General features: G+C 71.5%; 21 protein-coding genes. 9 read left to right on the top strand and 12 right to left on the bottom strand.

Going from position 1 to position 24,459, the window contains the following annotated elements:
• Positions 1-112: 112 nt before the first annotated feature.
• Positions 113-859 (bottom strand): phosphotransferase family protein, encoded by a 747-nt coding sequence (locus ACFXMG_RS01585; RefSeq protein ID WP_383813694.1) that lies wholly within the window; start codon positions 857-859, stop codon positions 113-115.
• A gap of 107 nt (positions 860-966) precedes the next feature.
• Between ACFXMG_RS01585 and ACFXMG_RS01580 the strand changes: the two genes are divergently transcribed.
• Entirely contained in the window at positions 967-2,331 is a 1,365-nt protein-coding gene (locus ACFXMG_RS01580) for a hypothetical protein (RefSeq protein ID WP_383813692.1), read from the top strand.
• Positions 2,332-2,404: 73 nt separating this feature from the next.
• On the opposite strand, the gene ACFXMG_RS01575 is transcribed toward ACFXMG_RS01580, so the two are convergent.
• The 5 genes from ACFXMG_RS01575 to ACFXMG_RS01555 all read right to left on the bottom strand — a co-directional run bounded on the left by ACFXMG_RS01575 (position 2,405) and on the right by ACFXMG_RS01555 (position 9,554).
• A complete protein-coding gene (locus tag ACFXMG_RS01575; protein ID WP_383813690.1) occupies positions 2,405-3,487 on the bottom strand; it encodes a C40 family peptidase in 1,083 nt (360 codons plus the stop codon).
• A 28-nt stretch (positions 3,488-3,515) separates the two neighbouring features.
• Positions 3,516-3,998: a poly-gamma-glutamate biosynthesis protein PgsC/CapC gene (locus tag ACFXMG_RS01570; protein ID WP_383813689.1), complete on the bottom strand. Its 483-nt coding sequence runs from the start codon at positions 3,996-3,998 to the stop codon at positions 3,516-3,518.
• An 88-nt stretch (positions 3,999-4,086) separates the two neighbouring features.
• A complete protein-coding gene (gene pgsB / locus ACFXMG_RS01565; protein ID WP_383813687.1) occupies positions 4,087-5,724 on the bottom strand; it encodes a poly-gamma-glutamate synthase PgsB in 1,638 nt (545 codons plus the stop codon).
• A gap of 8 nt (positions 5,725-5,732) precedes the next feature.
• Positions 5,733-8,024 (bottom strand): HAMP domain-containing protein, encoded by a 2,292-nt coding sequence (locus ACFXMG_RS01560; protein ID WP_383813962.1) that lies wholly within the window; start codon positions 8,022-8,024, stop codon positions 5,733-5,735.
• Positions 8,025-8,351: 327 nt separating this feature from the next.
• On the bottom strand, positions 8,352-9,554 hold the full coding sequence (locus tag ACFXMG_RS01555) for a CapA family protein (RefSeq protein ID WP_384899821.1): 1,203 nt from the start codon (positions 9,552-9,554) through the stop codon (positions 8,352-8,354).
• 116 nt (positions 9,555-9,670) lie between these two features.
• Here ACFXMG_RS01555 and ACFXMG_RS01550 point away from each other — a divergent pair, with 116 nt between their 5' ends.
• The gene (locus ACFXMG_RS01550; RefSeq protein WP_383813685.1) at positions 9,671-10,540 is read left to right on the top strand and encodes a hypothetical protein; all 870 of its coding nucleotides are present in this window, start codon (positions 9,671-9,673) and stop codon (positions 10,538-10,540) included.
• Between the two features lie 183 nt (positions 10,541-10,723).
• On the opposite strand, the gene ACFXMG_RS01545 is transcribed toward ACFXMG_RS01550, so the two are convergent.
• The gene (locus ACFXMG_RS01545; protein WP_383813683.1) at positions 10,724-11,080 is read right to left on the bottom strand and encodes a hypothetical protein; all 357 of its coding nucleotides are present in this window, start codon (positions 11,078-11,080) and stop codon (positions 10,724-10,726) included.
• Between the two features lie 115 nt (positions 11,081-11,195).
• Between ACFXMG_RS01545 and ACFXMG_RS01540 the strand changes: the two genes are divergently transcribed.
• On the top strand, positions 11,196-11,438 hold the full coding sequence (locus ACFXMG_RS01540) for a hypothetical protein (protein WP_383813682.1): 243 nt from the start codon (positions 11,196-11,198) through the stop codon (positions 11,436-11,438).
• A 36-nt stretch (positions 11,439-11,474) separates the two neighbouring features.
• Here the strand turns inward: ACFXMG_RS01540 and ACFXMG_RS01535 are convergent, their stop codons facing one another.
• Positions 11,475-13,211, bottom strand: coding sequence for an amidase (locus tag ACFXMG_RS01535; RefSeq protein WP_383813681.1), 1,737 nt, complete (start codon positions 13,209-13,211; stop codon positions 11,475-11,477).
• Positions 13,212-13,448: 237 nt separating this feature from the next.
• Here ACFXMG_RS01535 and ACFXMG_RS01530 point away from each other — a divergent pair, with 237 nt between their 5' ends.
• Entirely contained in the window at positions 13,449-14,183 is a 735-nt protein-coding gene (locus tag ACFXMG_RS01530) for a TetR/AcrR family transcriptional regulator (protein ID WP_383813680.1), read from the top strand.
• Positions 14,184-14,225: 42 nt separating this feature from the next.
• On the opposite strand, the gene ACFXMG_RS01525 is transcribed toward ACFXMG_RS01530, so the two are convergent.
• The gene (locus tag ACFXMG_RS01525; RefSeq protein WP_383813678.1) at positions 14,226-15,128 is read right to left on the bottom strand and encodes an HAD family hydrolase; all 903 of its coding nucleotides are present in this window, start codon (positions 15,126-15,128) and stop codon (positions 14,226-14,228) included.
• Between the two features lie 181 nt (positions 15,129-15,309).
• Between ACFXMG_RS01525 and ACFXMG_RS01520 the strand changes: the two genes are divergently transcribed.
• A complete protein-coding gene (locus ACFXMG_RS01520; protein WP_383813676.1) occupies positions 15,310-16,173 on the top strand; it encodes a hypothetical protein in 864 nt (287 codons plus the stop codon).
• Between the two features lie 397 nt (positions 16,174-16,570).
• Here the strand turns inward: ACFXMG_RS01520 and ACFXMG_RS01515 are convergent, their stop codons facing one another.
• The 3 genes from ACFXMG_RS01515 to ACFXMG_RS01505 all read right to left on the bottom strand — a co-directional run bounded on the left by ACFXMG_RS01515 (position 16,571) and on the right by ACFXMG_RS01505 (position 19,541).
• A complete protein-coding gene (locus ACFXMG_RS01515; protein ID WP_383813674.1) occupies positions 16,571-18,388 on the bottom strand; it encodes a TerD family protein in 1,818 nt (605 codons plus the stop codon).
• Positions 18,389-18,681: 293 nt separating this feature from the next.
• On the bottom strand, positions 18,682-19,194 hold the full coding sequence (locus ACFXMG_RS01510) for a DUF3995 domain-containing protein (protein ID WP_383813672.1): 513 nt from the start codon (positions 19,192-19,194) through the stop codon (positions 18,682-18,684).
• Entirely contained in the window at positions 19,191-19,541 is a 351-nt protein-coding gene (locus tag ACFXMG_RS01505) for a DUF6191 domain-containing protein (RefSeq protein ID WP_383813958.1), read from the bottom strand. The genes ACFXMG_RS01510 and ACFXMG_RS01505 overlap by 4 nt, the downstream gene beginning before the upstream one ends.
• A 735-nt stretch (positions 19,542-20,276) precedes the next feature.
• Between ACFXMG_RS01505 and ACFXMG_RS01500 the strand changes: the two genes are divergently transcribed.
• The 4 genes from ACFXMG_RS01500 (at position 20,277) to ACFXMG_RS01485 (ending at position 23,509) form a co-directional block, all read left to right on the top strand.
• Positions 20,277-20,492 carry a hypothetical protein gene (locus ACFXMG_RS01500; RefSeq protein WP_383813671.1) on the top strand — a complete coding sequence of 72 codons (216 nt, stop codon included), beginning with the start codon at positions 20,277-20,279 and terminating at the stop codon, positions 20,490-20,492.
• 137 nt (positions 20,493-20,629) lie between these two features.
• Positions 20,630-22,279 (top strand): IS21 family transposase, encoded by a 1,650-nt coding sequence (istA, locus tag ACFXMG_RS01495; RefSeq protein ID WP_383813669.1) that lies wholly within the window; start codon positions 20,630-20,632, stop codon positions 22,277-22,279.
• Complete coding sequence (gene istB / locus ACFXMG_RS01490) at positions 22,276-23,109, top strand: IS21-like element helper ATPase IstB (RefSeq protein ID WP_383813667.1); 834 nt, start codon at positions 22,276-22,278, stop codon at positions 23,107-23,109. Before istA ends, istB begins: the two co-directional genes overlap by 4 nt.
• A gap of 79 nt (positions 23,110-23,188) precedes the next feature.
• A complete protein-coding gene (locus tag ACFXMG_RS01485; protein WP_383813665.1) occupies positions 23,189-23,509 on the top strand; it encodes a hypothetical protein in 321 nt (106 codons plus the stop codon).
• The last annotated feature ends 950 nt before the right edge of the window (positions 23,510-24,459 follow it).

Here is a 24,459-nt window from a genome sequence, read left to right as displayed (position 1 = left end):
GCCCTGGCCCCGAGGACGGGGCCAGGGACGGGGCCAGGGCCAGGGCCGCGGAGCGCCTGTCGCGGCGGTCGTACCCGCGCAGCCTCAGACCCGCAGCCTCACGCCAGAGCCCTCACCCCCGCGCCCTCAGCACGTCGACCTCACAACCTGGCGCGAACGGGTCGAAGCCGTGCTCGATCAACCAGCGGACCGCCAGCAGGCTTCGCAAGGACCACCACGCGTGGATCACGTCGAGGTCGATGTCGGTGCCGTAGCCGGCGAGGACGTCGGCGAGGTGCTCCTCGTGTCCGAGCGTGAAGGTGGCGAGGTCGTACAGAGCATCACCCTGGCCCGCCTCGGACCAGTCGATGATCCCCGTCACCTCGTCGCCGTCGACGAAGACGTGCGCGATTTGCAGATCGCCGTGCGTGAACGCCGGACTCCACGGCCGGAGCGCGGCCTCGGCGACCCGGCGGTTACGGGTGACCAGGTCAGCGGGGAGGAGGCCGTTCGTCACGAGTAACTCGCACTCGGCGTCGAGTTCCGCTGTCAGCGCGACGATGCTCCTGCCCGCCCGGCCGGGCCGGGGCGGCAGCGGCGCGTCGTGCAGCTTCCGGAGGGCGGCGCCCGCCGCGGCCCACGCCGCCGGAGACCCGGTCGACGGCCCGCCGAGGCGCCCGAGCGTCGTCCCCGGGAGCGCGGCGATCGCGAGCACGGGAGGCTTGCGCCACAGGACCTCCGGGGTCGGGACCGGAGCGAGGGCCATCGCCTCGACCTCGGCGTCGATACGCGCCTGATCGGCGTCCACCTTCAGGAACACGTCGCCGACGCGCAGCGTCGCCCGCTCGGAATGGGCGACGACGACCTTGACCTCATCCATGGGCGACCAGTATCCCGGAGGTGATCGCCGACGGCGCCGGTTTTTCGCAGGGGATGACGCAGCTGACCGCGTCCCCCTACCCGCTGCGGCCCGGCTAGCGTGAACGCATGGTGCATCTCGAACAGCCGCAGTTGTCCGGGCTGGGGCGGAACCCGGCCGCCCCGACGCATGTGTTGGTGCGGCTGACCGCGCATGTCGCGGGCCGGCAGGGTCTGTTCGTGCGTGGGGGCCGGTTGGCGGACCCGGTCGTCGAAGGGCTGCTCGCCCACGGGCGGGGCGATGCGGCGATCCGCTTGCATGGGGGCGACCGGGTCTCCCCGGCGATGCGTCACCGGATCGCGGAGCATCCCGACCCCGCGATCCGTCACGCCTTCGCGGACTTCGTCCACACCTCGGTGGAGAGCGGACTCGGGCTGGGGGTCGACGCCCTGGTCGAGACGTACGGCCTGTCGCCGGCGGAGCTCGCGGCCAGCCCCGACCCCAAGCTGCGCGCGGCGATCGCGCGGGACTGGCACGACCGGCCCGCAGCCGTGCAGGAGGCGCTGCTCACCGATCCGGATCCCGGGGTGCGCGCCACGGCGGCGAGGGCCGGACGCCAGGATGTCCCACCGGCACTCCACGAGCGCTGCCTCGCGGATCCGGCGGTCCAGGCCCACCTCGCGGACCGTCTTCCCCTGACAGCCCAGCAGTTCGACCGGCTGCTGGCGACCGGTGACGAGGAGGTCCTGCACGCGGTGGCCGGCAATCCGTACCTGACCGCCGCGATGGTGGCCCGCCTCCAGGACAGCGAGGACCCCGCCGTACGTGTCGCGGTGGCCTACAGCCGCCCCATCGCGCCCGAGAGCCGGGACCGGCTGCTCGCACGGGTGGAGGCCGAGAAGGCGGCCGGAAGCATCGAGGCCGAGGTCGCTCTCCACTGGTCGTCCTATCGCCCCCACTGGCTGCGGGACGAGCCGCTCGCCGTACGCCTGACCTACCTGAACTGCCCCCACGCGGTGTTCCGGCAGACCCTGGCGGAGAGCACGGACCTGCCGGACGAGGCATGGCGGCGGCTGGACGAAGACGCCGTGACGTCCGTCCGGTACGCCGCCGCCAGGCGGCCCGACGCCCCCGCGGCGGTACTGCTCCGACTGGCCCGGGAACACGGTGATCCCTCCGCCCACCGGCCTGGGCTCGTCGACCACCCCAACTTCCCCCGCCACGAACTGCGCGCCCTCGCCGACGAACCGAACCCGCGGGTACGCCGCCTCGCGCTGGAGGACCCCCACCTGCCTGCCGCGGCCCTGCGGCGGTTGGGGGCCTGCGAGGACGCTTCCCTACGCGCGGGAGTGGCCCGGCACCCCCACATCAGCACGGACCTGCTGGAGCGCCTGCTGGCGGACCCCGAGCCGAACGTCGCAGACCACGCCGCGGCCAACCCCGCCCTGCCCCAGCCACGGATGGACCGCATCACGGCAGAAGCCGGTCTCTGAAGTACCGCACCTTGCGCGCGGAGCGCCGGGCCGCGTGCACGTGTGGGGAGGGAGCGGTGCAGCCGGTGGCGTGTCAGAGGCGCTTCGCGCTGCGGAGGGTTTTGGCGTAGTAGCCGTTGCCGTCCAGGCGGGAGACTCCGCCGACGTCGCCGATGGTGGGGCCGTTGACCTCCTCGCGGCTGGAGACGAAGATCAGGTGGCCTTCGGTGTCGTGGCCGAGGACCATGCCCACGTGGTCGAGGCGCTGGCCGGTGCGGGTGTCCAGCTTGAAGAAGACCAGGTCGCCCGGCTGTAGCTGGTCGATGGCGGAGGGGCGGTCCTGTGCCGCCACGCCGGTCAGGGGGAGCACGTTCACGCCCTCACCGGAGCGTGCCATGCCGTTCGCGGTGCGGGGCAGGCCGTCGCCCGACGTGTCCGAGGACATCAGGGGGTAGCGGGCGCGGTAGCCCAGCACCATGCGGATGTAGCCGGAGCAGTCGAGGGAGCGGGCGCGCATCGTCTCGGGTGTGCCCACGGCACCGTCGCGGAAGGGGTACGGCGTGCCGAGGTAGTCGTAGAAGTCGGACTGTTCGAGGCGCAGGTCGCCGCCCTCGGTGCCGGAGGTGTTCAGGGGGCCGAAGTTCGCGTCGCCGGCGAAGGCGAGGCCCTGTGCGTCCTTGCGCTGCGGGGCACCCGCCACGTACTGGAAGGCGATGGCGAAGAGGTCGTCCTCCTTGCTGGTCGCGTACGCGGCGTACCAGTCCTTGAACCACTTCGTCTTCTCCGCGCCCTTGGTCCACGCCTTCGGCATCAGGCGTATCCAGTCGGTCGTGGACACCTTGGAGGCGGTGGAGGCCGGCTCCGCGAACGTACGCGCCGGGCCCTTGAGCGTGGCGGTGCGGGCGCCGTCCGTCAGGATCGCCTTCACCTGCCCGTCGGCACCGCGGAGCACGCTGCGCGCGGGGTTCTCCAGCCGGGACCAGCGCGCTTCGGTCTGTTCCCCGCCCGTGGCGTCGGCCTTCGCCTGGGACCCGTTCAGCACGCCGACGTTCCGGACCTCGGTCACGCCCTGCTGCTCCTGCTTGCGCAGTTCGAGGGTGAGGTATCCGGAGGCCGCGACGAGCCCGAGGACGACGAGGCCCGAGAGGACGGGACGGGACTTCTTCTTCCCAGACATGGGTGGTTCCTCGATTCTCGGACGGTGCTCAGGCGGCGGGCATGACGCCGAGCAGCAGGCCGGCGGCGATGACGATGTAGGCGGTCAGGGAGACGGTGGCCGTGGCCAGCAGGGTCGGCCCCTTGGGCTGGCGGACCAGCTGGTAGGCGATCAGGCCGGGCACGATGAAGCCGAGGGTCTGGTTGCCGTACAGGAGCGGGAACTCGATCGACAGGACGATCATCACCGTGGCCTGTAGCAGGACGCCCAGCAGCACGACGGCGGCGAAGAGCCGCTTGCCGTACAGGATCACCAGCCGCTGCATGAGCTTGGTGCCCGCGTAGGTCAGGGCGGTGACGCCGACGACCATGGCGGCGCGCTGAAGGTCCTCGATGAGGGTGAGGGCGAGCCAGCCCGGGGTGATCATCCCGCCGGGGGAGAGGTTGGTGGTGAGGTAGCACAGCAGGGAGAAGAGCAGCCCGATGGCGATGCCCAGGGCAGCCATCTCGGGGGTCAGTGCGGCGGTGGTCAACGGAGGCTCCGGGCGCGGGTACGAGGAGGAGAGCAGGGGGGGGCAGGGGGCAGGGCAGGGGGAGTGGCGGGCGAGTGGGCCGGATCGGTCAGGAGTGCGGCGGCGGCCCGTCGTCCTCGGCGGGGGAGTGGAACCAGCCGAACCCGCCTGGCTCGCCGGACCGCTCCCACCCGGCGGTGGCCGCCTGCTGCCGATGCGGCTCGGCGTACGCGCCGGTGGCCTGCGCGCCCGTGGCCTGCGCGCCGGTGGTCTGCGCGCCGGTGGTCTGCGTGCCGGTGGTCTGCGCGGGGATCCGTACGCGGGGCAGCTTGAGCGTCTGGGACGACGGGTACCCCGCCTCGTACCTCTCCCCGTACGCGTCCGGGTACGCCGTCCCGTACGCCTCCGGGTTCGAGCCGTACGCGTCCGGAACCGCAGGCCAAGGGCTCGCCTCAGCCTTCGCGTCCAGGACCATAGGCCGCGGGCTCGCCCCAGGCGGCGCGTCCGGCACTGCGGGCCGAGGGTTCGCCCCAGGGCCGGCGTCCAAGCTCGTCGCGCCCGGTGTGTCGTCCGCCGGGAGCCCCGTCAGGTACTCCAGGAGTTCCTCGCCCTGCCCGTGGATGTTGCCGATGGCGACGAGCGAGGAGCCGTCGGGCATGGCGGCGAGCATGGCCGGCATGAACTCCTCGGCGGGGCGCCGCTCGCCACCGAGGTCGACCGCCCGGTCCCGCCAGGCGGCGGGGATCGCGTCGACGGCGCTCTTGGCGGGGTGCCCGATGACGAAGACGCGGTCCGGCTTCAGGTCGGGGACGATCTCGCCCATCTGCCCGTTGCGCTCGACGCGGTCGGGCCGGCAGTTGACGACGACGTTCAGGGGGCGGCCGATGGCGCCGAGGTCGAGCAGCTGGTTGACGTTCATCAGGGTCGACTCGGGGTCGTTGGCCGCGAAGACATTGGCGAACGCGAGGCGCTTGCCCTCGGGCGTCACGTACCGCTCCACCGACAGCACACCGGGGTCCGGCGGAGCGTCGTACATCCCCTGGAGGGCGACCTCGCGCTCGATGCCGAGGAGCTCGGCGACCGTCAGCGCGATCGCGACGTTCTCCTTGAAGGTGAACCAGCTGAAGCCGCGCAGCTCCGCGTCGGAGACGGACTCCGGGTCGGCGTAGACGAGCGTGCAGTTCCGGGCGTCCGCCTCCTCCCGCAAGATGGAGAAACGTTCCTTCTCGGCGGTGACGCAGATGCCGTTCTCCGGCATCGAGCGGCACAGGGACCGTGCCACGTCGTCGAGGGTGGGGCCCATCTCGGCGAGGTGGTCCTCGCGGACGTTGCACAGGACGCCGATGGTGGAGCGGATGAGCTTGCTCTGGTTGACCTCCTGGAGCGCGGGCATGACGGCCATGCACTCGATGACGAGGGCGTGGGGCCGGTACGCGGCGGCCCGGCGCACGATGCCGATCTGCTCGACCACGTTGGCGATGCCGAACTTGCGGTAGACCGGCTCCTCCGTCGCGTCGGGATGGATGAACCGCGCCGCCGTGCCCGTGGTCTTGGCGACGGTGACGAGACCGCCGCCCCGCAGGGCGCCCGCGCACAGGCGGGTGATGGAGGACTTGCCCCGGATGCCGTTGACGAGGACCCGGGTCGGGATGACGTGGAGGGCGGCGTAGTGCCTGCGCTGTTCCACGATGCCCGCGATCAGCAGGGCGACGCTGCTGATCAGCAGGACGAAGTAGAGATAGAGCACGCGCCTGGTCACCTTCCGCCCGCGCCGGCGCCGGACGGGGCGTCCGAGGGCCGGCGGGCCTGGTCGTGTCTGTGGGCCTGCGCCTGTTGGCGCAGGAGTTCGAGGCTGCGGACGACCGCGCCCACCTCGTCCTGGTACCGGGGGTAGAGGACGGTCCTGAGGTCGCCGTCCGCGAGCCTCTCGGCGCTGGTGGCGAGGGCGCGCAGCGGGCGTACGACCACGAGGTGGATCCAGCCCAGGCAGAGCAGGGCGGCCGCGAGGCCGAGCATGCCGGCCAGGACGCCGCGGTCCTCGCGTTCGTACGGGGTGATCTGGAACCCGGCGGCGTCCTGCCGGCTGACGACGGTCCAGCCGATGTCGGCGGTGACGCCTCCGCCGGAGAACGGGGCAGCCGCGGCCACGGAGATCCGGTCTCCCTCGCGGATGAGCAGGCCGTTCTCCACCGGTCCGGCCCCGACCCGGACGCCGGCGGCGCGGACGAGGCCGGTCAGGGCCTCCCCGGGCAGCTTCTCGAACGCCAGGAACCCGTCGCTCGCGGCGATGGTCAGACCGGCGGAGTCCACCACGCGGACCTCGCCCAGACCGGGCCGGGCGAGCAGCGAGTTGAGGAACTCGACGCGGATCTCGCCGACCAGGGTGCTGCCGTCGCCCTCGGGCACGGAGGCTCCGGCCTGGACGACGGGCTCCTTGCCGCCGTGCCCGGACACCCGCACCGGCGGCTGGTCCTCGTCGGGGCTCCAGGCGTGCGGCTCACCGCCCGCGCGGGCGGTGACGGAGCCGTCGGCGGCGACGAGGTAGAGGGCCTGGTAGCGGGTGTGCTTGACCAGCGCGTCCTCCAGCAGGCGGCCCGTGGAGGCGTCGTCGCCGGCTCCGATCAGGCCGGCCGTGGAGACGAGGTCGGCCTGCGCCTCGTTGAGCGCCCTGCGGAGCCGGTCGGCGATCAGGTCCGTACGCTCCCGCTGGTCGTTGACCATGGTGGTCGGCACGCTGACCGACCCGTCCGTACGGTTCAGCAGCAGACCGACGGGCACGCCCCAGAGCAGCAGCAGGGCGCCCGTCGCCACGAGCGGCCCGCGGGTGCCGACCCGGACCCGTCCGGACCGGACGGCGCCGGCGTCCTGGCCTTCGCCCTCGCCGTAGCCCTCTCGGCCGCCCTCGCCGTCGTCCTCGCCGTTCAGACGGCGGCGTACGCGCTCCAGCGCGAGGCCGATCCGCTGGGCCTCGCCCCGGCGAGGTACCGGGACCGGCCGGTGCAGGTCCCCTCGGGCGAGCCGGCGCGACTCCAGGAACAGGCGGAGCAGCGGTCGCTGGACCGTGGTCCACAGCACCGCCGCCGCGACCAACCCGAGGAGGACGAGGGCGCCCGCGGCCGCCAGGCCGAAGAGCCGGCGGTCCGGCTCCTGGCCCCGCTGGTCGACGACGGGGAGCAGGGCCACGACCGTGAGGCCGAGGCCCGCGGCGACGCTCGGCTTCTCCTCGGGGTCCGAGGCGGCCAGCGAGGCGTACCCGGCCGTGGCCACCCGCCCGTTGTACTCGCCTCCGATCAGGGTGCCGCTGACGCCGGGGTAGCCCCGCGAGCCGGGCTCGCGGGCCTGGACGGGGTGCTCCTCGGTGCGGACCGCGGCCTGGTCGGCGAGGCGGGTCATCTGCCGGTGGAGGAAGGAGAGCTCCTGGCGCTCCTGGTCGGAGTTGAGCGCCTCGGCCCGCTCGAAACCGGCGGTCGCGAGGATCTCCCCGTCCTCGGCGACCACCGACATGCTGCGGAACGGCCCGAGGCTCACGGCGGGCACGGACAGGCTGCTCGACGCGAGCAGCAGCTGCTGGGGCCGGCCGGGCCAGTCCAGGACCGCCATGGTCATCAGGCGTACGTCGCCGGTCTCCAGCCGCACCATCCGGGGCGTCAGGGCCCGCTCGCCGACGAGGGCGTCCTCGTCGAGCCAGGCGAGGGGGACGGTCTCACCGCGGGCGGCGAGCACGTCCCCGCTCTCCAGGTCCACGACCGTGGTGCCGGTCCACTTCTGGTACGTACGGCCCAGGTCCGACAGCACGCGTCCGGGCTTGGCGGGGCGACCCGCGTTGAGCGCCGCCGCGGTGCGCTCCAGGTCCGCCACCCGCTCGTCGATGGAGGCGCGCAGGGCGATGGCGCCGTCCTCGGCGAAGTACTGCTGCGAGGTCAGTACGGCCTTCGGGGCCACGGTCTGCTCGGTGGGCCCGAGCACCTTGGCCGTCAGCCCGGCCAGGGCGAGGACCAGCAGGCACAGGACGGCGATCGGCGGGCGGATGCCGCCGAGAAGCGGCATGTCCGCGCGCCTGCGGCTGCGCCGCCGCCCTCCCCGGGCGGCGTACGCGGCGTTCTTCGGTGTCACTGCTGTGCTGCTCTCTCCTGGTTCCCGCGGCCCGGACCGCCGGGCCGCGGTCACGGGGCCGGCCGGAAGCGCCCACGTCGGTTTCGTGTGGGCGCGGGTGCGGCGCGGCAGGCGTGGGGCGGTGCGCGACGCGGTGGGCGTGGGATGGGTTGGGGGCGGGTGCGGCGCGGGAGGCGCCGTGGACGGGGTCACGGGGCGCGCCGGATCCGTATCGGACACGTGCTTGGTGCATCTGCGATCCCGGGCGAGGCGGGCGGGCTCTCATTCCTCCAGGGAGAGCTCGGCCAGTCCGTCGCCGCCCGGGGCTCCGCGGTTGTAGAGGAACCCCTGTGTCCGGTCCGCGGCGAGGCGGTAGCGGGCGAGCCGGTCCGGTGCGAGGTCGCCGGGCCGGTCGAGCGCCTGGCGGACGTCGACCAGCCTGTGGTCCTCCACGGCGCCGACGGGCGGTTTCTCCCCTGGCTCCGCCTCGGGCGGGATGTCGACCAGCGTCGTGCGGTAGCGGGCGGCGACGTCCCAGCCGTCGTCCGTCTCCCGGAACTCGAACCAGCCGATCACGCCCTCCTCGGTGAGACCGGTGGGCGACGAGTGCCGGGCCACCTGGTTGCCGAGGCTGTAGGCGACCCAGGTGCCGTTCAGCTTCTGGATCGGCTGCACCACGTGCGCGTGGTGCCCGATCACGAGGTCGATCCCGGTCTCCTCCGTGAGCCGCTCGGCGAGCTGTAGCTGCGGCACGCTGGGCTCGTTGTAGTGCTCGAGACCCCAGTGGACCGAGAGGATCACGACCTCGGCGCCCTGCTGCCGGGCCCGCGCCTCGGCTTCCTTGATCTCGTCCGTGCTGATCCGGTTGAACGCCCAGCGTTCCTTCTGGGGCGTCGGGTTGAGGAAGGACTCCCAGGAGTACGACAGGTGGGCCACCTTGACGCCCTTGACGTCCCGGATGTTGATCTTCTGCGCCTCGTCACGGGTACGGGCCGAGCCGACGTGGCCGAGCCCGACCTCGTCCATGGTGTCCAGGGTGCGGCGGACCGCCTTGAGACCGTGGTCGTAGGTGTGGTTCGAGGCGGTCGAGCAGGTGTCGTACCCCACGTCCTTCAGCGCGGTGAGGATCTGCGGCGGGACGAGGAATTCCGGGTACCCCTGGAAGGGGCCCTTCGGCCTGCCCACGGGGGTCTCCATGTGGCAGATGGCCAGGTCGGCCTTGCTGATCACTGGGCGCACCCCGGCGAGCAGCGGCCCGAAGTCGAGGCCGGCCTCGCCCCGGCCGGTCGCGTCCGCGTCCTTGGACGCCTGTTCCACCAATTCGGGATGGATGAGAACATCTCCCGCGGCGGCGACGGTGAAGGACCGTCCGCCCTGCTTGATCCGCGCGTCCGAGGGCGACGCCGCGCAGCCGGTTCCGAGAACGGCGAGGGCGGCGGTCACCGCCAGCGCACGCCCTATGGGGAGAGATTCACACAATGCCACCGGAGGATCTTCACACGCGTCACAAGATCATCCCTTATATGATCATTACGAGACGATCACTTTTCCTTTACGTTCTCGGAATTCTTTGCGTGTCGTTTTCCGTGACGGGCTGTCAGATGCAGGGTTCCGGCCCCGACGCGACCGGGCGCCCGGCCTCCTCCGAGCTGGTCGACCTGGATGCCCGCATCGTCGACTACGCCCGCAGGGCCGCAGCGCGCGAGCGCTACACGCCCCCCGACGACACGCGACGCGACCGGCTCGCCCGCGGGGTCGGCCGCCTCCTCGACGGCGACCCCGACGACGCCGGACGGATGCTCGCCGACGCGGGCTTCCAGGTGACCCGCCTCACCGACGCCACCTCCGGCCGGCGCTACGACGAGGTCGCGGCGCGGGAGCGGGGCGCCGAGGACCGATGGGGACGGCTGTACGTCCCCGCCGACGGCGAGGTCCGGTGGAGCGTCCAAGTGCCCCACCCGGTCGCCGACCGCGACACCGAGCTCCTCGGCGCGCGGCTCCTGGAAGGTACGCCGCACGGCGCGCTCGTCCTCGCCGGCGCCCACCGCACCTCCGGCAGGGGCGACGCGGCGGACGTGGCGCACCGCACCGACAGCGTGTTCCACGCCATCGTCCTGGAACTACAGAAACGTGATGTCCCCGGGATCCAGCTGCACGGCTTCGCGAAGGCGCCGGACCGCCCCTACGACGCCATCCTCTCCACCGGCGCCGCCCGAACGGCATCCGAGGACGCCACGCTCCTCGCCGACCGCATGGTCCACCGCGACCTGCGCGTATGCCGGGGCTGGTCCGCCCCCTGCCCCCTGGAAGGCACGACGAACGTCCAGGGAAAGGCGGCGGACCGCCACGGAACGCCCTTCCTCCACCTCGAACTCGCCCCGGCGGCGCGAGGCGACGGCAGGGAGGCCGAGCGGGCGCGGACGGCCGTGGCTGGACTGCTGGCGACATGGGCTGACACGGGGAAGTCGTGACGTGTCCGACCGCCCGGGAGACCTGTGTTCCGGGCGGGCACCGACCAGGCGGATCGGCGCTGTGGCCGGCGCCTGCCTGGTGAGCGAGGACGCCTCGTACGTCAGCGGTCGGACCCTCTGCGTCAACGGTGGCGCCCGTTGTTCCCGCTGGAACCTGTCCGGGCCATCAGGTGCGCCGTCGGCTCACCTGTCGTACGCCACGACGCCGTCCCAGGTGTCCAGCCAGTTGGAGCCCCTGCCGATCGCCTGGAGGTAGACGGGCTCTCCGGAGGCGTACACCCACGAGGAGGACCAGTCGGCGTCGGCGACCCTGACGGGTCCGCCGACCACTCGGTTCGTGTTGCAGGACACGAGCCGGACGTCGATCGCCGGGCCGTCGTACTTGGTGACCTTGTACCAGCCGTTCGTCGCTCTGAGGCACTCGCTGAGCGAGGTCTTCCAGTCGAGCCGGATCACCGCGGCGTCGTAGACGTAGACGCCACGTATCGAGGCGGACGCGGGAGCGGACGTCATGAGCAGCGCGGCCATCGCCGCGGGCACGCATACCAGGGCAGCTCTCGTCGTTGTCTTCACACGACCCATTGGGCAAGAAGCCCCGAGGCCGCGGCAATGAGCGAGACCGAGAATGGCGAGATGCCGCTCTCCTGAGCCGTCAATGAGCCACTCCCACCGACGGTACGGCTCCGACACCGGCCGGGGAGCCGTCATGGAGGGCAACCTCACCGCGCAGTTTCGGATCCTGCGCGCCGCTCAGCCGTACGTCAGGCCCCACCCCACCCACTACCGCCGGGAGGACGCCCGCCTCACGCAGCAGGCCACCACCGTCCGTGCCGTCGAGCTCGTCGGGGGCAGGGCGTGGCCGACCGCACGCCACGCCCACCCCACCACCCCGCCGTGAGCCCCGCCTGCGATCCGCCCGGCGGCCTCCCTCAGGTCACTCCGCCGGCAGGCGCGGCGTGCGCGGCGGTGCCGTGCGACGGGTGCCGGTCTTCTCGAAGGCCGCGGCGAGGGACAGCAGGGCGTTGTCGTCGTAGGCGCGGCCTGCGAAGGTCAGGCCGACGGGCATGCCGGTGTCCGTCATGGTGCCCATGGGCACGGTCACGGTCGGGATGCCGAGGTGGCGGGGGACGAGGTTGCCGTTGGCGACCCAGACGCCGTTGCGCCAGCCGAGGTCGGCGGAGGCCGCGTCGACGTCCATGTCGGCGGGGCCCACGTCGGCCACCGCGGGGAAGACCACCGCGTCCAGGCCCAGCCCGTCCATCCACATCTCCAGGTCGACGCGGCGCGTCTCCTCAAGGCCGCGCAGCCCCTGCTCCAGGAGCGGCATGTCGGCGAGGGACGCGTACGGGCGCTCGCGCACGAAGCGGGGGTACTCGCCGATCGTGTCGTCGAAGCCCTCGTACCGGTCGGGCAGCTCACCCTCCCGCTTGGGCCAGATGCGGTCGCCGTCGACGTCGGCCAGGGTGGAGAGCGCCGGGTCGCCGTTGGCGCGCAGGAAGTCGTCCCAGGCCCAGGCGGACAGGTCCTCGATCTCGAAGGCGAGGTACTCGCGGCCGACCAGCCCGCGGGTGAGCAGCGAGGGCGCTCCGGGGCGGTCGGACTCGTAGTGGGACACCACGGGGAAGTCGACCTCGACCACCTCGGCGCCGGCGGCCTCCAGGTCGCGGCGGGCGGCTTCCCACAGGGTGATCACCGAGGGGCGCGTGTCGACGCGCTGACCGGTCTGGCCGCCGATGCCTCCGTCGGGGTTCGTCCCGGCGTCGGGGTCGGCGTTGATGTACATCCGGGGCACGCCGACGCGCTTGCCGGCGAGCGCGCCGGACGCGGCCTCGGCGTCGGCGGGCGCGAGGGCCGGGTAGGAGGCGGGGCGCACCTGCGACGCCGAGGGCAGCGCCACCCACGGCTGCGCGCGCCACAGGTCCCCGCGCGTGTGCGGGTCGTCCGCGACGATGACGTCGAGCAGTTCGAGCAGGTCGGCCATGGTGCGGGTGTGGGGGACCACGACGTCCATGGTCGGTACGAGAGGCCAGTTGCCGCGGACCGAGATCACGCCGCGGCTGGGGGTGTAGGCGCACAGCGCGTTGTTCGAGGCGGGGGCGCGGCCCGAGGACCAGGTCTCCTCGCCCAGGCCGAACGCGCCGAAGGACGCCGCCGTCGCCGTACCGGAGCCGTTGGAGGAGCCGGAGCCGTACGCGCTGGTGAGCCACTCGGCGCTGTACGGGCTCTCCGCGCGGCCGTACACACCGCGCTGCATGCCGCCGTTCGCCATCGGCGGCATGTTGGTCAGACCGATGAGGACCGCGCCGCCCGCGCGCAGCCGCTCGATGGCGAAGGCGTCACGCTGGGCGACGAGGTGCTCGAACGCCGGGGAGCCGGACGCGGCCGTGAGCCCCTCGGCGAGGTAGCTGTCCTTGGCGGTGTACGGGATCCCGTCCAGCGGGCCCAGCGTCTCGCCGCGGGCACGGCGGGCATCGGATGCCTCCGCTTCCGCCCGGGCGCGCGGGTTCATCACGACCATCGCGTTCAGAGCGGTGGCCGTACCGGGACGGTCGTACGCCTCGATCCGCGCGACGTAGGCGTCGAGCAGTCCGACCGCGGTCGTCTCGCCCTTCTCCAGCGCGGCGCGCAGGTCGGCGATACAGGTCTCCACGACATCGAATCCGCGCGGCATACGGGTGTCTCCTGGGTGCTGAGTAGGGCAGGCGGGACAGGGCGGGACAAGGCGGGACAGGGCAGCTGGCCAAGGGGGGCCACTGGCCGTAGGGGCGACTGCGGTGACTGCGGCGTCCGCGCACAAGCCGGCCGTCGCGCCCTTCATCGCTCTGACTAGATTTTCAGTCTAGACTAAGAGTCTAGATTCTCGGAACCTAGACTTGGGACCTGGATTTCCGGAACCGAAGGTGAGCTCATGCCGACGTCAGAGACCGGGCCCGCGCTGCCCGACCGCCTCCCCCCGTCGAAAGGCGTGACCGGGCCGGCGGGCGACCAGACCGGCGCCCTCTCGCGGCCCGCCGCCCGGGTCCCGCTCGACAGGAAGCGTCAGCCCAGTGGGGACGAGGCGAGGGAGCGGGCGATGCGGGCCGCCATCAGCGTCATCGCCGAGAAGGGCACCGCGGCGCTGCGGATGTCGGACATCGCCGCGCGGGCCGGCATGAGCACCGGGCACATCCTCTACCACTTCGGCAAGAAGGACCGGCTCCTCCTGGAGGTCCTCGCCTGGAGCCAGGCGGAACTCTGGACCCGGTTCGAGCGGGCCGCCGACCAGGCCGCATCGCCCGCCGAGAAGCTGGACCTGTTCGTCCGCTTCTACCTGCCCACCCATCAAGGCGACGAACGCTACGCCCTGTGGACACAGGTACTGACCCAGCACCACGACGAAGCAGGCCGACACATCCTCACCCAACTCCTGGACGGCTGGGACGACCGGCTGGAAGCCATCCTCCGGGAGGGCCAAGCCCTGGGACACTTCGCCGAAGTGGACCTCCCCGAGTTCACCATCCGCGCCGTGGCCATGCTGAGCGGGCTCTCCGAAGACGTCATGTTCGGACGCTCCCGCTGGCAGCACGCCTCCCCACACGCATTCGCGCTCTCCGCCCTAGAACGCGAACTGCGCCCTACCGGCCAGGGGGCGGCCCCCTCTTGACGCTCCCGCGTCTCACGCTTCCGATTGCCGCCGCGGAACCGATCAGCGCCTCCGTTCCTGGCCCGTCCGGGAGAGGAGCCAGATGCAGGCGTCCACGGTGGAGTGCGCGGTGTGTTGAGGGCGCGGGCCACCGGGGTGGGTGCGGCCGTGGGAGATCCAGAGGGTGTTCAGTCCCGCGCGGAGACCTCCCGCGATGTCGGCCGCGAGCGAGTCGCCGATGACCCACGCGCCTTCCGGGCTTGCGCCGAGTTGAGCGAGGGCGGTGTGGAAGAGCGCAGGGTCGGGCTTGCGGACCCCGTGGTCCGAGGAGACGACGACCGTCGGCAGCAGGCCGGTGAGGCGCGCGGCGGCGAGTTTGGCGTGCTGCGCGTCGTGGTCACCGTTGGTGACGACGGCGAGTTGCCAGCCGTTGTCCGCCAACGCCGAGACGGCAGCGTTCACCGCGGGCCGGAACGGGACCAGTTGGGGCGTGCGACGGCGAAACTCGGCGTAATGCTCATCAACGGTGCCGGGCAGGGTGTGAGCGGCCTTGGCCAGGGCGAAGAAGTCACGGCGGCGGCCCGAGTGGGTGGCGTCGGCCTCGTGAAGCCACTGCTCAGGGATGGAATGGGCGGCGGCGAATTCCTCGGCCCAGGCAGCGAAGGCAGCGGCCCGGTCGGTGAGGGTGTCGTCCAGGTCGAACAGAGCGATGGGCTGCACGGTGATGTCCCTCCGGGGCAAGGCGTAGCGGCGGAGCGAGCAGGCAGGCCAGCGGTCGCCGCCATTCAGCGCGGCGTCCTCGCTACGCGTGCCCCCATCTGGGCGCTGGTCAAGCGCGACTTCGGCGACCTCGCCGCAGCCGACCTGGGGCAGATCACGTGGGTCGTGAAGCGTCGACTCAAGCAGATCCAGTACCGAACGGAGCTGGTTGACGGCTGTCTCGTCGGTACAAGCCTCATCATGCACCGCTGACCGACGGTACGAATCACGTCTCGGTGGAACGTTTGGCGTCGCGTCGTCTGAAATCCCCTTGCTCCTTGTGCCGCCCGCTTGGTGGGATGCATGGGTTTCGACGGCGGGAGGGGACGGCTTGGCGGTGTTCGGGTGTGCGGGGTGCGGTGCGGTTCTGACGGCGGTGGTGTCGGAGGTGGCGTTGCCGATTCACCTGGCCGATACCCACTGGGAGACGCTGCACCCGCCACTGCTGGAGGCCGGTTCCTACGCCCTCGACCCTGTGCCGTACGAACCGTCGGACACCGTCCTGCTCGCGCCCGGCGACTTGCGCGGCACCAGGCTGATCCTCGAACGGGCCGGGGGTTACTGCATGGGGATCGACGGGCGGGACGGGCCGAACCTCGCCTGCCTGGGCTGCGATCTGCCGGTCGGAACGAGGATCGACGACTGCGGGTGCTGGCAGGTCGTCCGGCTCGCCCCGCAGGCGGTAGTACGGCTGCCCGGCCCGCCGGAGCGGCCGGTCATGGACTGGGCGGAGCTCCTTGCGACCGGCGCGCTGTGGCACCGGCTGAGCGAGTACCGGGACATCCCGGCGGGCGTGGCCCTCGCCCAGGTGGTGGTGGCCGCGGGTGGCGCGCCGGTCGAGGTGGCGCCCGGGCCGGTCGCCGAGCTCCTCGGCCGGGCACTCGGCGCGCTGCTGCCCGTCGGCGAGGGTGCGAAACGGCTGGACCTGGCGGGGCCGGAGTTCGGCGAGCCCGCCGCTGACCTGGTCCTGGTGCCGGTCCATCCGCAGACCGGAGCCATGTGGCAGCCGCGCGCGGGAGCGGTGCCGGTGCCTATGGATGCCGCGCTCTGGGCCGAACTCGCCTTCCCACCACACCGGACCCGGCTGCCGGTGGTCGGAGGGCTGCCGGCCGGGGTGGAGCGTGACGATCCGCTGCCGCCGCACCCGTGGTACCCGTTCCAGCCGTCCCGAGAGGCGTTCCGGTACACGCTCGCGCAGATTGCCGCCGTCAGGGAACCGTGGCTGCGGGCGATCCACGACCGAGGATGGTGACTCGTCGGAGGGGCGGAGAACAAGAAGTCCAGGGACGACCTGCCGGAGGCCGAGCGAAGCATCGGCCGAGATTGCGTCGCACCACTTCGCCCGCCATTGAGCCGAGCCATGCACAATGGCAAGCTGGGCTTCTCCTCGCTCACGCGGGGATGGTCCCGACTGCATCGGTAAGACAGGCCGGCTGACCGGCTGCTCCCCGCCCTCGCGGGGATGGCCCCGATTTCCACCAGGCCGGTCACATCACCCGGCCCTGTGCCCGCCAGGCGGCATGGGCCTGCCAGGGGGCAGGCGGGCAGGGGGCAGGGGGCAGGGGGCTCCTCCTGGGCCCGGGAGCGCAGCGGGCTCCCGGGCCCGGATCTGGAGCGGGGCGCCCGCCGGGTGAGTTCAGGTCGGGCGGCTACCGCACCTCGACGCCGTACTGGCGGACCAGCGCCTCCAGGTCGTGGTCGTAACCCTGTCCTACGGCGCGGAAGCGCCACAGCGGGCCTCTGCGGTAGAGCTCGGCGAGGAGCAGGGTGCGTTCGCTGGTGGCGGCGTCGAGGGTCGCCTGGGCCGTGGTCGGGGCGTCGGTGCCGGGTGCGAGGGTGATCTGTACGGCGCCGATGTCGCCGAAGGTGGCCGCGCCGTCGATGGCAGCTGCGATCGCGACTCTCCGGGCGGCGGGCGGGAGGACGGCCAGATCGACGGTGATGGTCTGTTCGGTCGGGCCGTCGCACAGGAGGCGGACGGCGCCGTCGGGGCTCTCGGGGGCGCCGTAGAAGACGAAGTCGCCGTCGCTGGAGACCTGTTCGTCCTCGTCGAGGACGAACGCCACGACGTCGATCTCGCAGGGCGTCTGCCGGGCCCAGGAGGCGCCCACGTGCCAGCGTCCGGCGGAAGGGAGTGCGGGGAGGTCGACCACTCCGCCGCGGGGGAGGAGGGAGGTCAGCGCGCCGCTGTGGACGGGGGCGTCGGCCGGCTCGGGTGCAGGCGCGCCGAGCCAGGCGGGGGCGTGGACCGGCAGTCCCAGCGAGGCGACGCGGGTCATGCGCCGGTCCTCCTGGCCGCCGGGCAGGAGGACGACGTCGGTGACGCTCGCCGAGAGGTTGAGGGCGGCGGCCCAACCCCGTTCCACGATCTGGGCGCGCGCCGCGGACGCCTCCTCGTGGGTGCCGCCCAGCGCCAGGACCCGGCGCCGGCGGGGCGGGGCGGTGGCAGGGGCCGGAGGAGCGGTCCGAGGCGCCGGGACCGCGGGAGGGGGAGGGGGAGGGGTGGACGAGACCGGCGCGGCAGCGGGCGGTTCCGGCGTCTGCGTGTGGGGCGTACCGGGACGCACGTCGCCCAGCAGCTTGAGGAAGGTGTGCTCGTCCAGGACGGGGACGCCTTCCGCGGCAGCGCGCCGGGCCTTGGCCGAGCCGGACGCCACCTCGTTCGTGACGAGAGCGCTCGTGTGCCGGCTGACCGACGACATGACGTTGAGCCCTGCGGCGACCGCCCGGGCCACGAGCTCCGCCCGCCCGGTGGCCGTCTCACCGGTGATGGCGACCTTCATGCCCTGGACGAGCGGGCCTCCCGCTTCCAGACGGCCGGGGTTGCGATAGGCGCACGGCGTCTTCGGCGGGCTCGGCGCGAACTGCGGGTCCTGGCGAGGAGGGCACGGGACCAGGGGCAGCGGAAGGTCGAGCCGTACGGCCTCTGCCAGGGAGGCGCGGAAGATCCCCGCGAGGACGCGCGTGTCGTCGAGCGCGTCATGCGCCTGGGTCTGCGGCACTCCGTAGTGGGCCGCCAGCGAAGCGAGACTCAGATCGCCGGTCGGGGGTTCCACGCGCCGGTTCAGGGCCAGCGTGCACAGGCGCTGGGTGACGGGAAGGTGGAGCCGCGCGCGGGCGAACTCGTGCGCCAGGAAGTCGTAGTCGAACTGCGCGTTGTGGGCCACCAGGACCCGGTCCTGCAACATCGCCCCGACACGCCCCGCGACCTGGTCGAAGGTCGGGGCACCGGCCAGCCGCTCCCGGGTGAGCCCGTGGATATGCACGGGCCCGGGGTCGCACCCGGGGTTCACGAGGGTGCTGAACTCCCCGGTCTGCGCCCCGTCCGGACCGAAGGTCAGCACCGCTATGGAGAGAACCCGGTCACGCCGGGCGATGAGCCCGGATGTCTCCACGTCGACCAGGGCCCAGTCGTAGGCGTAGTCGGGCAGGCGGGACACGTCGAGGTCTGCGGCTGTGGAAAGCATGTCGGTAAGGATGAACCGGACGTGATCATCGATTCAACCGGAAGAGTCTTTTACGGCGCTATGTCGCACTTGGCGTGCGGCTGAGTGTCGTGCTCGACCGCCGACGTCCGCGACCTCGATCTCGATCGAAGCGGACCCGGGCAGCCACGATGCAGCGAAGCGGTGGCGGGCGGGAGACCGGGACGCGGAGGCGGCCGGTCTCCCTGCGGAAGGCGGAGTCGTACGGCGTCCCGAGAGCGGGTGCAGGGCCAGGTGAGCGCTGCGGGGTCGTGCTTCTCCTGCCTCCACGGAAGTCAGGAGCTGGAGGCGGCTGGCGGTGCTGCGTCGGTGTGCCTGCCAGCGCGAAGTGTGGCGAGGCCGAAGGCGATCCCTCCGGCGATGAACCAGGGATTCCACAGGGCCAGCGTCCAAACCTTCTGCTGTTCGCTCACGGAGGCGTCCAGGGGCGCGGTGCCGGTCAGCAGCATTAGTTCGAGACCGATGCCACGTATCAGCAGGACGGCGCTGACGCCCCACCCCAGCCACCTCACCAGCGCAGCGGGCGTCTTCCGGAGATCGGACCGGGTGAGCAGCTGTGCGAGCACGGCGGCGAGGAGGCAGAGCGCCCCCACGCCCCACAGGCCGGCGACGACGAACCACAGCGGACGCTCGGTGGCCAGCGGGCCGGCGGAGACACTCAGCCCCACATCACCGCCGAGGCCCCAGTAGAAGTGCAACCCCGCGAAGGCGACCGCCCACCCGCATGCGATGCGCCCCCACAGCGCGGACCGTCCGGAACCGCCTGTTCTCTCCCGCCCGCGGTTCACCGCCGGACCTCCCGGGCCTCGCGCCCGTCGGCCGGTGGGCCGTCCGAGTCCCGCGGCACGACGATGAACGCCGTGCCCTTGGCCAAATCGACGCTAGAACGGGGCGGCGCCCCGTCACTCTCGTCGTCCCGCCGCAACAGTTCCACCCGGCGCTGCTCCAACTCCGCCGTCTTGTTCCCGTTCACGGTCGCCGTGAACTCGTCGAAGGCCACACTGGACAACGACCGCCCCGTACGCCTACGGACCCACGGAATCAATCCCAGCCCGGTAAACCATCGCCACGCCCCCTCCACCAGCGCAAACAGCACCAGCAAACACACGAACGCCGGAAACGACGCGGCCCACATCGCCACAGCTGCCCCCCCATCATCCTCAACACAGCTGACGGTCGGGAAACGGCGCGGGGGGCCAAGTCGTTCCCCTCAGACGTACGCAGCGGCATGCGGTGCAGGTCAAGCTCCGCTCCCTTGCCGACTCCGGGCCGCCGCAACAGCCCCACCACTCTGAACCGCTGCGCCCGGCGCAGGCCGAGACCGCTTCCATCGCAGGAGAGCTGGTTACAGGTCTCGACGCCGGCACCGCACGCGGGGCCGCGATGCGGGATCCCCTGGAAGGCATCGACCTGGTGCATCGCGTTCCGCCTGGGGTGCGCACATGCACTCGCGGCCGAGGCCCGCCTCGGGCGCCTCGGCCCCCGTGTCGGGACGCCTATCAGCGCAGCCCCGGGCGCTGCGGGTTCCCGGACCACTCGCCTTCAATACTGGTGGCAGACCCTCCAGGACCGGAGCCAGGGCAGGGGTCCAGCTTCCTGCGGGAGCAGTTTCGAGAACGGTGCTCCCCTCGGGGACCGGCAGGCGTACGCCGTCGACGTGGGCCCCTGCTCAGCCACCGCGAACGGCGCGGCCCCGCGTATTCCTATGGGGCTGGAGACGGCCTGAGATCCCGTGAACGGTGAGTAGCTGGCCTGGGGCATTGGTCTGGTCGCTGGCTGCCCCCGATACTGACCGGACAGACGCTTCGAGCCGATTGCCGTGTCCCTCGACGCGGCTTCCGTGGACTGCGATTGCTGAAGGAGCGCGAGGATGACCACTGATCTGGCTGCCCTGCGTGGCATGTCAGACGTCGAACGGCTGGCCGCACTGAGGTCCTTGACCCCGGCCGAACTGGCCGAGCTGAAGGACCGCATGCAGGCCGCGCATGCCGAAACCGAGCGGCTGCATGGCGTCCTGCCGCGGGTCAGCCTGTCTAGGACGGCCTTCTTTGGCCCCGGGGTAACGGGTTCGTCTGGCCCCGGGTGAGGAACGGTTTGAAGTGGCCCCACCTGGCTGCCGGGACGACTGAGTGCACTCGTTTGGAGTAGTGCCGGATTGACCGGGTTGGCGGCCGGGATCACGCTGTGTGGGTTCGTGGTTACGGCCGTGTCAGGAGGCCGGAGTTGCAGCGTGTTGAGTTGTTCGAGCGGATTCGTCGTGACCGGAGGCTGGAGGACGCTTCGGTCCGGAGTCTGGCTCGGCGTTACGGGGTCCACCGTCGGGTGGTGCGTCAGGCATTGGACAGCGCATTGCCGCCTCAGCGGAAAGCACCGGTGACGCGCCGGACGGCGCTGGACCCGGCCAAGGGCTGGATCGACGAGATGCTGCGGTCAGATCTGACCGCGCCGCCGAAGCGGCGTCACACCAACATTCGGATCTTGGACCGGCTGCGGGACGAGTACGGCTTCAGCGCCGTCGCCTACACCACCCTCAACGACTACCTGCGGGTCCGCCGGCCTCAGATCAAGGACGAGGCGGACCGGGCCCGGATGATCCACGAGGGCATGGTTCCGCAGTTCCACCGGCCTGGTGAGGAGGCGGAGGTCGACTTCGCCGAGGTCTGGGTCCGGGTGGACGGCAAGCCGATGCAGTGCCAGCTGTTCACGCTGAGGCTTTCGTACTCGGGCAAGGCGGTCCACCGGGTGTTCTCCACCGGCGGCCAGGAAGCTTTCATGCAGGGCCACGTGGACGCCTTCCGGCTGCTGGGAGGCGTCCCGACCAGGCACATCCGCTACGACAACCTCAAGCCGGCGGTCTCCAAGGTCTGCCTCGGACGCTCGAGGGTGGAGTCGCAGCGGTGGGTGGCCTTCCGCTCGCACTACGGCTTCGACGCCTTCTATTGCCGGCCGGGCATCGAGGGCGCCCACGAGAAGGGCGGGGTCGAGCACGAGGGCGGACGGTTCCGCCGCTCGCACCTGGTCCCGGTCCCCGAGGTCAACACGCTGGCCGATCTGAACATCAGGATCGAGCAGATCGAGGCCGCTGAGGACGCCCGGCACATCGACAACCGCCCGACCTCGGTGGGCTTCGACTTCGAATATGAGGCCCCGCTGCTGGCGCCCCTGCCCTTCGAGGAGTTCGATGTCGGGCTGACGCTCACGCCGAAGGTCGACAAGACCTCCCGGATCACGGTCCGCCTGAACAAGTACTCGGTCCCAGCCCGGTTCATCGGCGAGAACGTCCGCGTCTCACTGCGGGCGGACGAGGTGTGGGTCTTCGACCGGCACGAGATCGTCGTCCGGCACGAGCGGCTGGCGGGCCGCTACGGGTTCCGTGACCTGTTGGATCACTACCTGGAGATCCTGCGGCACAAGCCCGGAGCCCTGGAGAACTCCACCGGTCTGGCCGCGGCCCGCGAGAGCGGGCTGTTCACCCCGGTCCATGACGCGTTCTGGGCCGCTGCCCGCGAGGCCAGAGGCCGACCGGAAGGCACCCGGGCCCTGATCGAGGTGCTGCTGTTGCACCGGCGTCTGCCCCACGAGGCCGTGGTCGCCGGGATGAACGCGGTCCTCCAGGCCGGATCGGTCTCCCCGGACCTGGTCGCGATCGAGGCCCGCAAGGCGGTCGCCGCCGCCGGCGGGCCACCGCCAGTGGTCATCACCCCGCCCGCTACCGCTTTGAGCGAGGACGGGCCCGAAGACCAGGACACCGAGTCCGCCCGGGTCATCTCGTTGCCCGCGCGGCGTCCTGCCCTCCCGCCGGACACCCGGCCGGAGCCTTCGCTGGCCGCTTACGGCCAGTTGCTCTCTATCCAACCGAAAGGCTCAGCATGACGCAGAGCACCACCCCCGCTCCCGCGACGATGGGGCGGTGGGGCTCCTTCGGTCTGCCCGCTCAGCGCGGCGCCGGCCCGTCGGCCGCGATCGATGCGGCCTGCCGGAACCTGGGCCTGGCCACCATCCGGGACCGCTGGGAGGAGTTCGCCGCCCAGGCGCTTCGTGAGCAGGCCTCCTACGCGGACTTCCTGACGGAGCTGCTGGGGAGCGAGTGCGAGGACCGGGACGAGCGCCGCAAGATTCGCCAGGTCAAGGAGGCCAACTTTCCGCGGAATAAGCGGATCGAGGACTTCGACTTCTCCAAGAACCCCAACGTCACTCCGGAGGTCATCAACACCCTCACCCAGCCGGGCTGGGTCCAGGCCGGTCACCCGCTCTGCCTGATCGGCGACTCCGGCACTGGCAAGTCCCACCTGTTGATCGGCCTGGGAACCGCGATCGCCGAGGCAGGCGGCCGAGTCCGCTACACGACCGCGGCGAACCTGGTGAACGAGCTGGCCGAGGCCGCCGGCGACAAGCAACTGGGCCGCACGATCAAGAAGTACGGGCGCGTGGACCTGCTCTGCCTGGACGAACTCGGATACGTCAAGCTCGACCGGCACGGCGCCGAACTGCTGTTCCAGATTCTCACCGAACGCGAGGAACGGCACGCGATTGCGATCGCTTCGAACCGGCCGTTCACCGAGTGGGACCAGACCTTCACGGACAAGCGTCTCTGCCAGGCCATCGTCGACCGGCTCACCTTCGAAGCCCACATCATCGAGACCGGCACCCAGTCCTTCCGCCTCGCCAGCACCACCGCCAAGCGCAAGGCAGCCGCGGCCTGAAAGAGTGTGAGGATCGTGCCGTGTGTGCACCAAGGAAGGCAGTTGCGCACGTGGCGGCCCGAAGGGCCAAGGAGGGGTGATGGAAATGTTCGCGGGGAGAGTGGCGCGGCTGGTGGTCAGCAACGACGGCGAGGAGCCGCTGGATCTGATGCTGGAGCCCTGGGGTGACGTCCATCGGATCTTGCCGAAAGAGACCTGCGTCGTTGTCACTCATTCCTCTGCGGGAGTTGGTTCTTGGCCCGGGACGCAGCTTGGGGACGAGCCGTTCCAGGTTGACCATCGGCCCGACTCTGTCACGGTGTGGGCCAACGGCCACTGCTTCCACCTCAGTGACTGGAAGGGCAACGAAATCGAACCGTACGTCTACGGGGGGTGCCCTGCCCAGAACCCGGCCACCTGAAGGAGTGCTTGACCTGGTGGATCAGCGGTTTGCGGTGCTTCAGCAGTAGCCGACGAGCTGGCGGTGATCCGGCACCGATGTGCTCACGCGTCGCGCCAGTTCGGGGTGGATTCGCGGGTGAGCCGTCGGCTCATGAGGTCGATCATCGCGACGAAACGGTTGTGACACCCATTGCGAACCGAACCGTCCTACGGGCGGGCGCCGAAAACACGGCGCCCGCCCGTTCGCATTCCTGTCAGGGGACGCGGCCGGGCGGGCGCCTTGAGCCACACGCTACCGGTCCCCGGCAGGCTCCTCCCGCACCTCGCTCACTCCGTCGCAGGACAGCCCGGAAACGTCACCCGATCGAGGGGTGGGGCCACTTCAACCCGTTCCTCCCGGAGACCACCTGAACCGTTCACCCACACAGCCCAAAAGTGGGGCCAGAAGAATCCGTTTCAGTGGGGCCAAAACAACCCGTTGAAAACAGTCAGCCCATGGCAGTACGACGGCGAATGTATCGACCTGCCCTGATATCCAGCCAGGCGTCGATCGTGCGGATCGAACCCGGGCAGTAGCCGTCCTGCGGCCTTCTTTCCGCTGCTGCCCGCACGTACGGGGAGGTTTCCCCGTACACGTCGACGGGGAGGGGAGCCTGGCCGACTGGGTCCCGCGCCCGCGGAGCCGGTTCCCGCCCGTACGGCAGGCTGGCCAACGACGCCCACTCCCAGGTCGCAAGCGGTGGTCACCTGCCATCCACCAGAACCGCATCTCCCAGCTCCGCAAGGACGTCGGAGCTGCCCCGGAGGGACCCGTACCTCCTACACGGCGCTGGCACCCACAAGGTTTCCCCGAACACTGCTATTGCGGGTCCGCTTCTCCCGCCTCTCGAACGCGGCCTCACTCGCAGCCCTTCCACCGGCTGCCCCGACCGCGCCGTCGCACACCGCGTCATCCGCCAGGGCCTCGAC

Origin of the sequence: Streptomyces sp. NPDC059201, from assembly GCF_042754585.1 — a bacterium.
Lineage (GTDB): Bacteria > Actinomycetota > Actinomycetes > Streptomycetales > Streptomycetaceae > Streptomyces.
This window is presented reverse-complemented; position numbering and strand designations above follow the sequence as displayed.

Bases quoted from the DNA above. Each gene is read 5' to 3' on its own strand.
- ACFXMG_RS01585 (WP_383813694.1), bottom strand. From the start codon at position 859: ATGGATGAGGTCAAGGTCGTCGTCGCCCATTCCGAGCGGGCGACGCTG.
- ACFXMG_RS01580 (WP_383813692.1), top strand. From the start codon at position 967: ATGGTGCATCTCGAACAGCCGCAGTTGTCCGGGCTGGGGCGGAACCCG.
- ACFXMG_RS01575 (WP_383813690.1), bottom strand. From the start codon at position 3,487: ATGTCTGGGAAGAAGAAGTCCCGTCCCGTCCTCTCGGGCCTCGTCGTC.
- ACFXMG_RS01560 (WP_383813962.1), bottom strand. From the start codon at position 8,024: ATGCCGCTTCTCGGCGGCATCCGCCCGCCGATCGCCGTCCTGTGCCTG.
- ACFXMG_RS01550 (WP_383813685.1), top strand. From the start codon at position 9,671: ATGCAGGGTTCCGGCCCCGACGCGACCGGGCGCCCGGCCTCCTCCGAG.
- ACFXMG_RS01540 (WP_383813682.1), top strand. From the start codon at position 11,196: ATGAGCCACTCCCACCGACGGTACGGCTCCGACACCGGCCGGGGAGCC.
- ACFXMG_RS01535 (WP_383813681.1), bottom strand. From the start codon at position 13,211: ATGCCGCGCGGATTCGATGTCGTGGAGACCTGTATCGCCGACCTGCGC.
- ACFXMG_RS01530 (WP_383813680.1), top strand. From the start codon at position 13,449: ATGCCGACGTCAGAGACCGGGCCCGCGCTGCCCGACCGCCTCCCCCCG.
- ACFXMG_RS01515 (WP_383813674.1), bottom strand. From the start codon at position 18,388: ATGCTTTCCACAGCCGCAGACCTCGACGTGTCCCGCCTGCCCGACTAC.
- ACFXMG_RS01505 (WP_383813958.1), bottom strand. From the start codon at position 19,541: ATGTGGGCCGCGTCGTTTCCGGCGTTCGTGTGTTTGCTGGTGCTGTTT.
- ACFXMG_RS01500 (WP_383813671.1), top strand. From the start codon at position 20,277: ATGACCACTGATCTGGCTGCCCTGCGTGGCATGTCAGACGTCGAACGG.
- istB (WP_383813667.1), top strand. From the start codon at position 22,276: ATGACGCAGAGCACCACCCCCGCTCCCGCGACGATGGGGCGGTGGGGC.
- ACFXMG_RS01485 (WP_383813665.1), top strand. From the start codon at position 23,189: ATGGAAATGTTCGCGGGGAGAGTGGCGCGGCTGGTGGTCAGCAACGAC.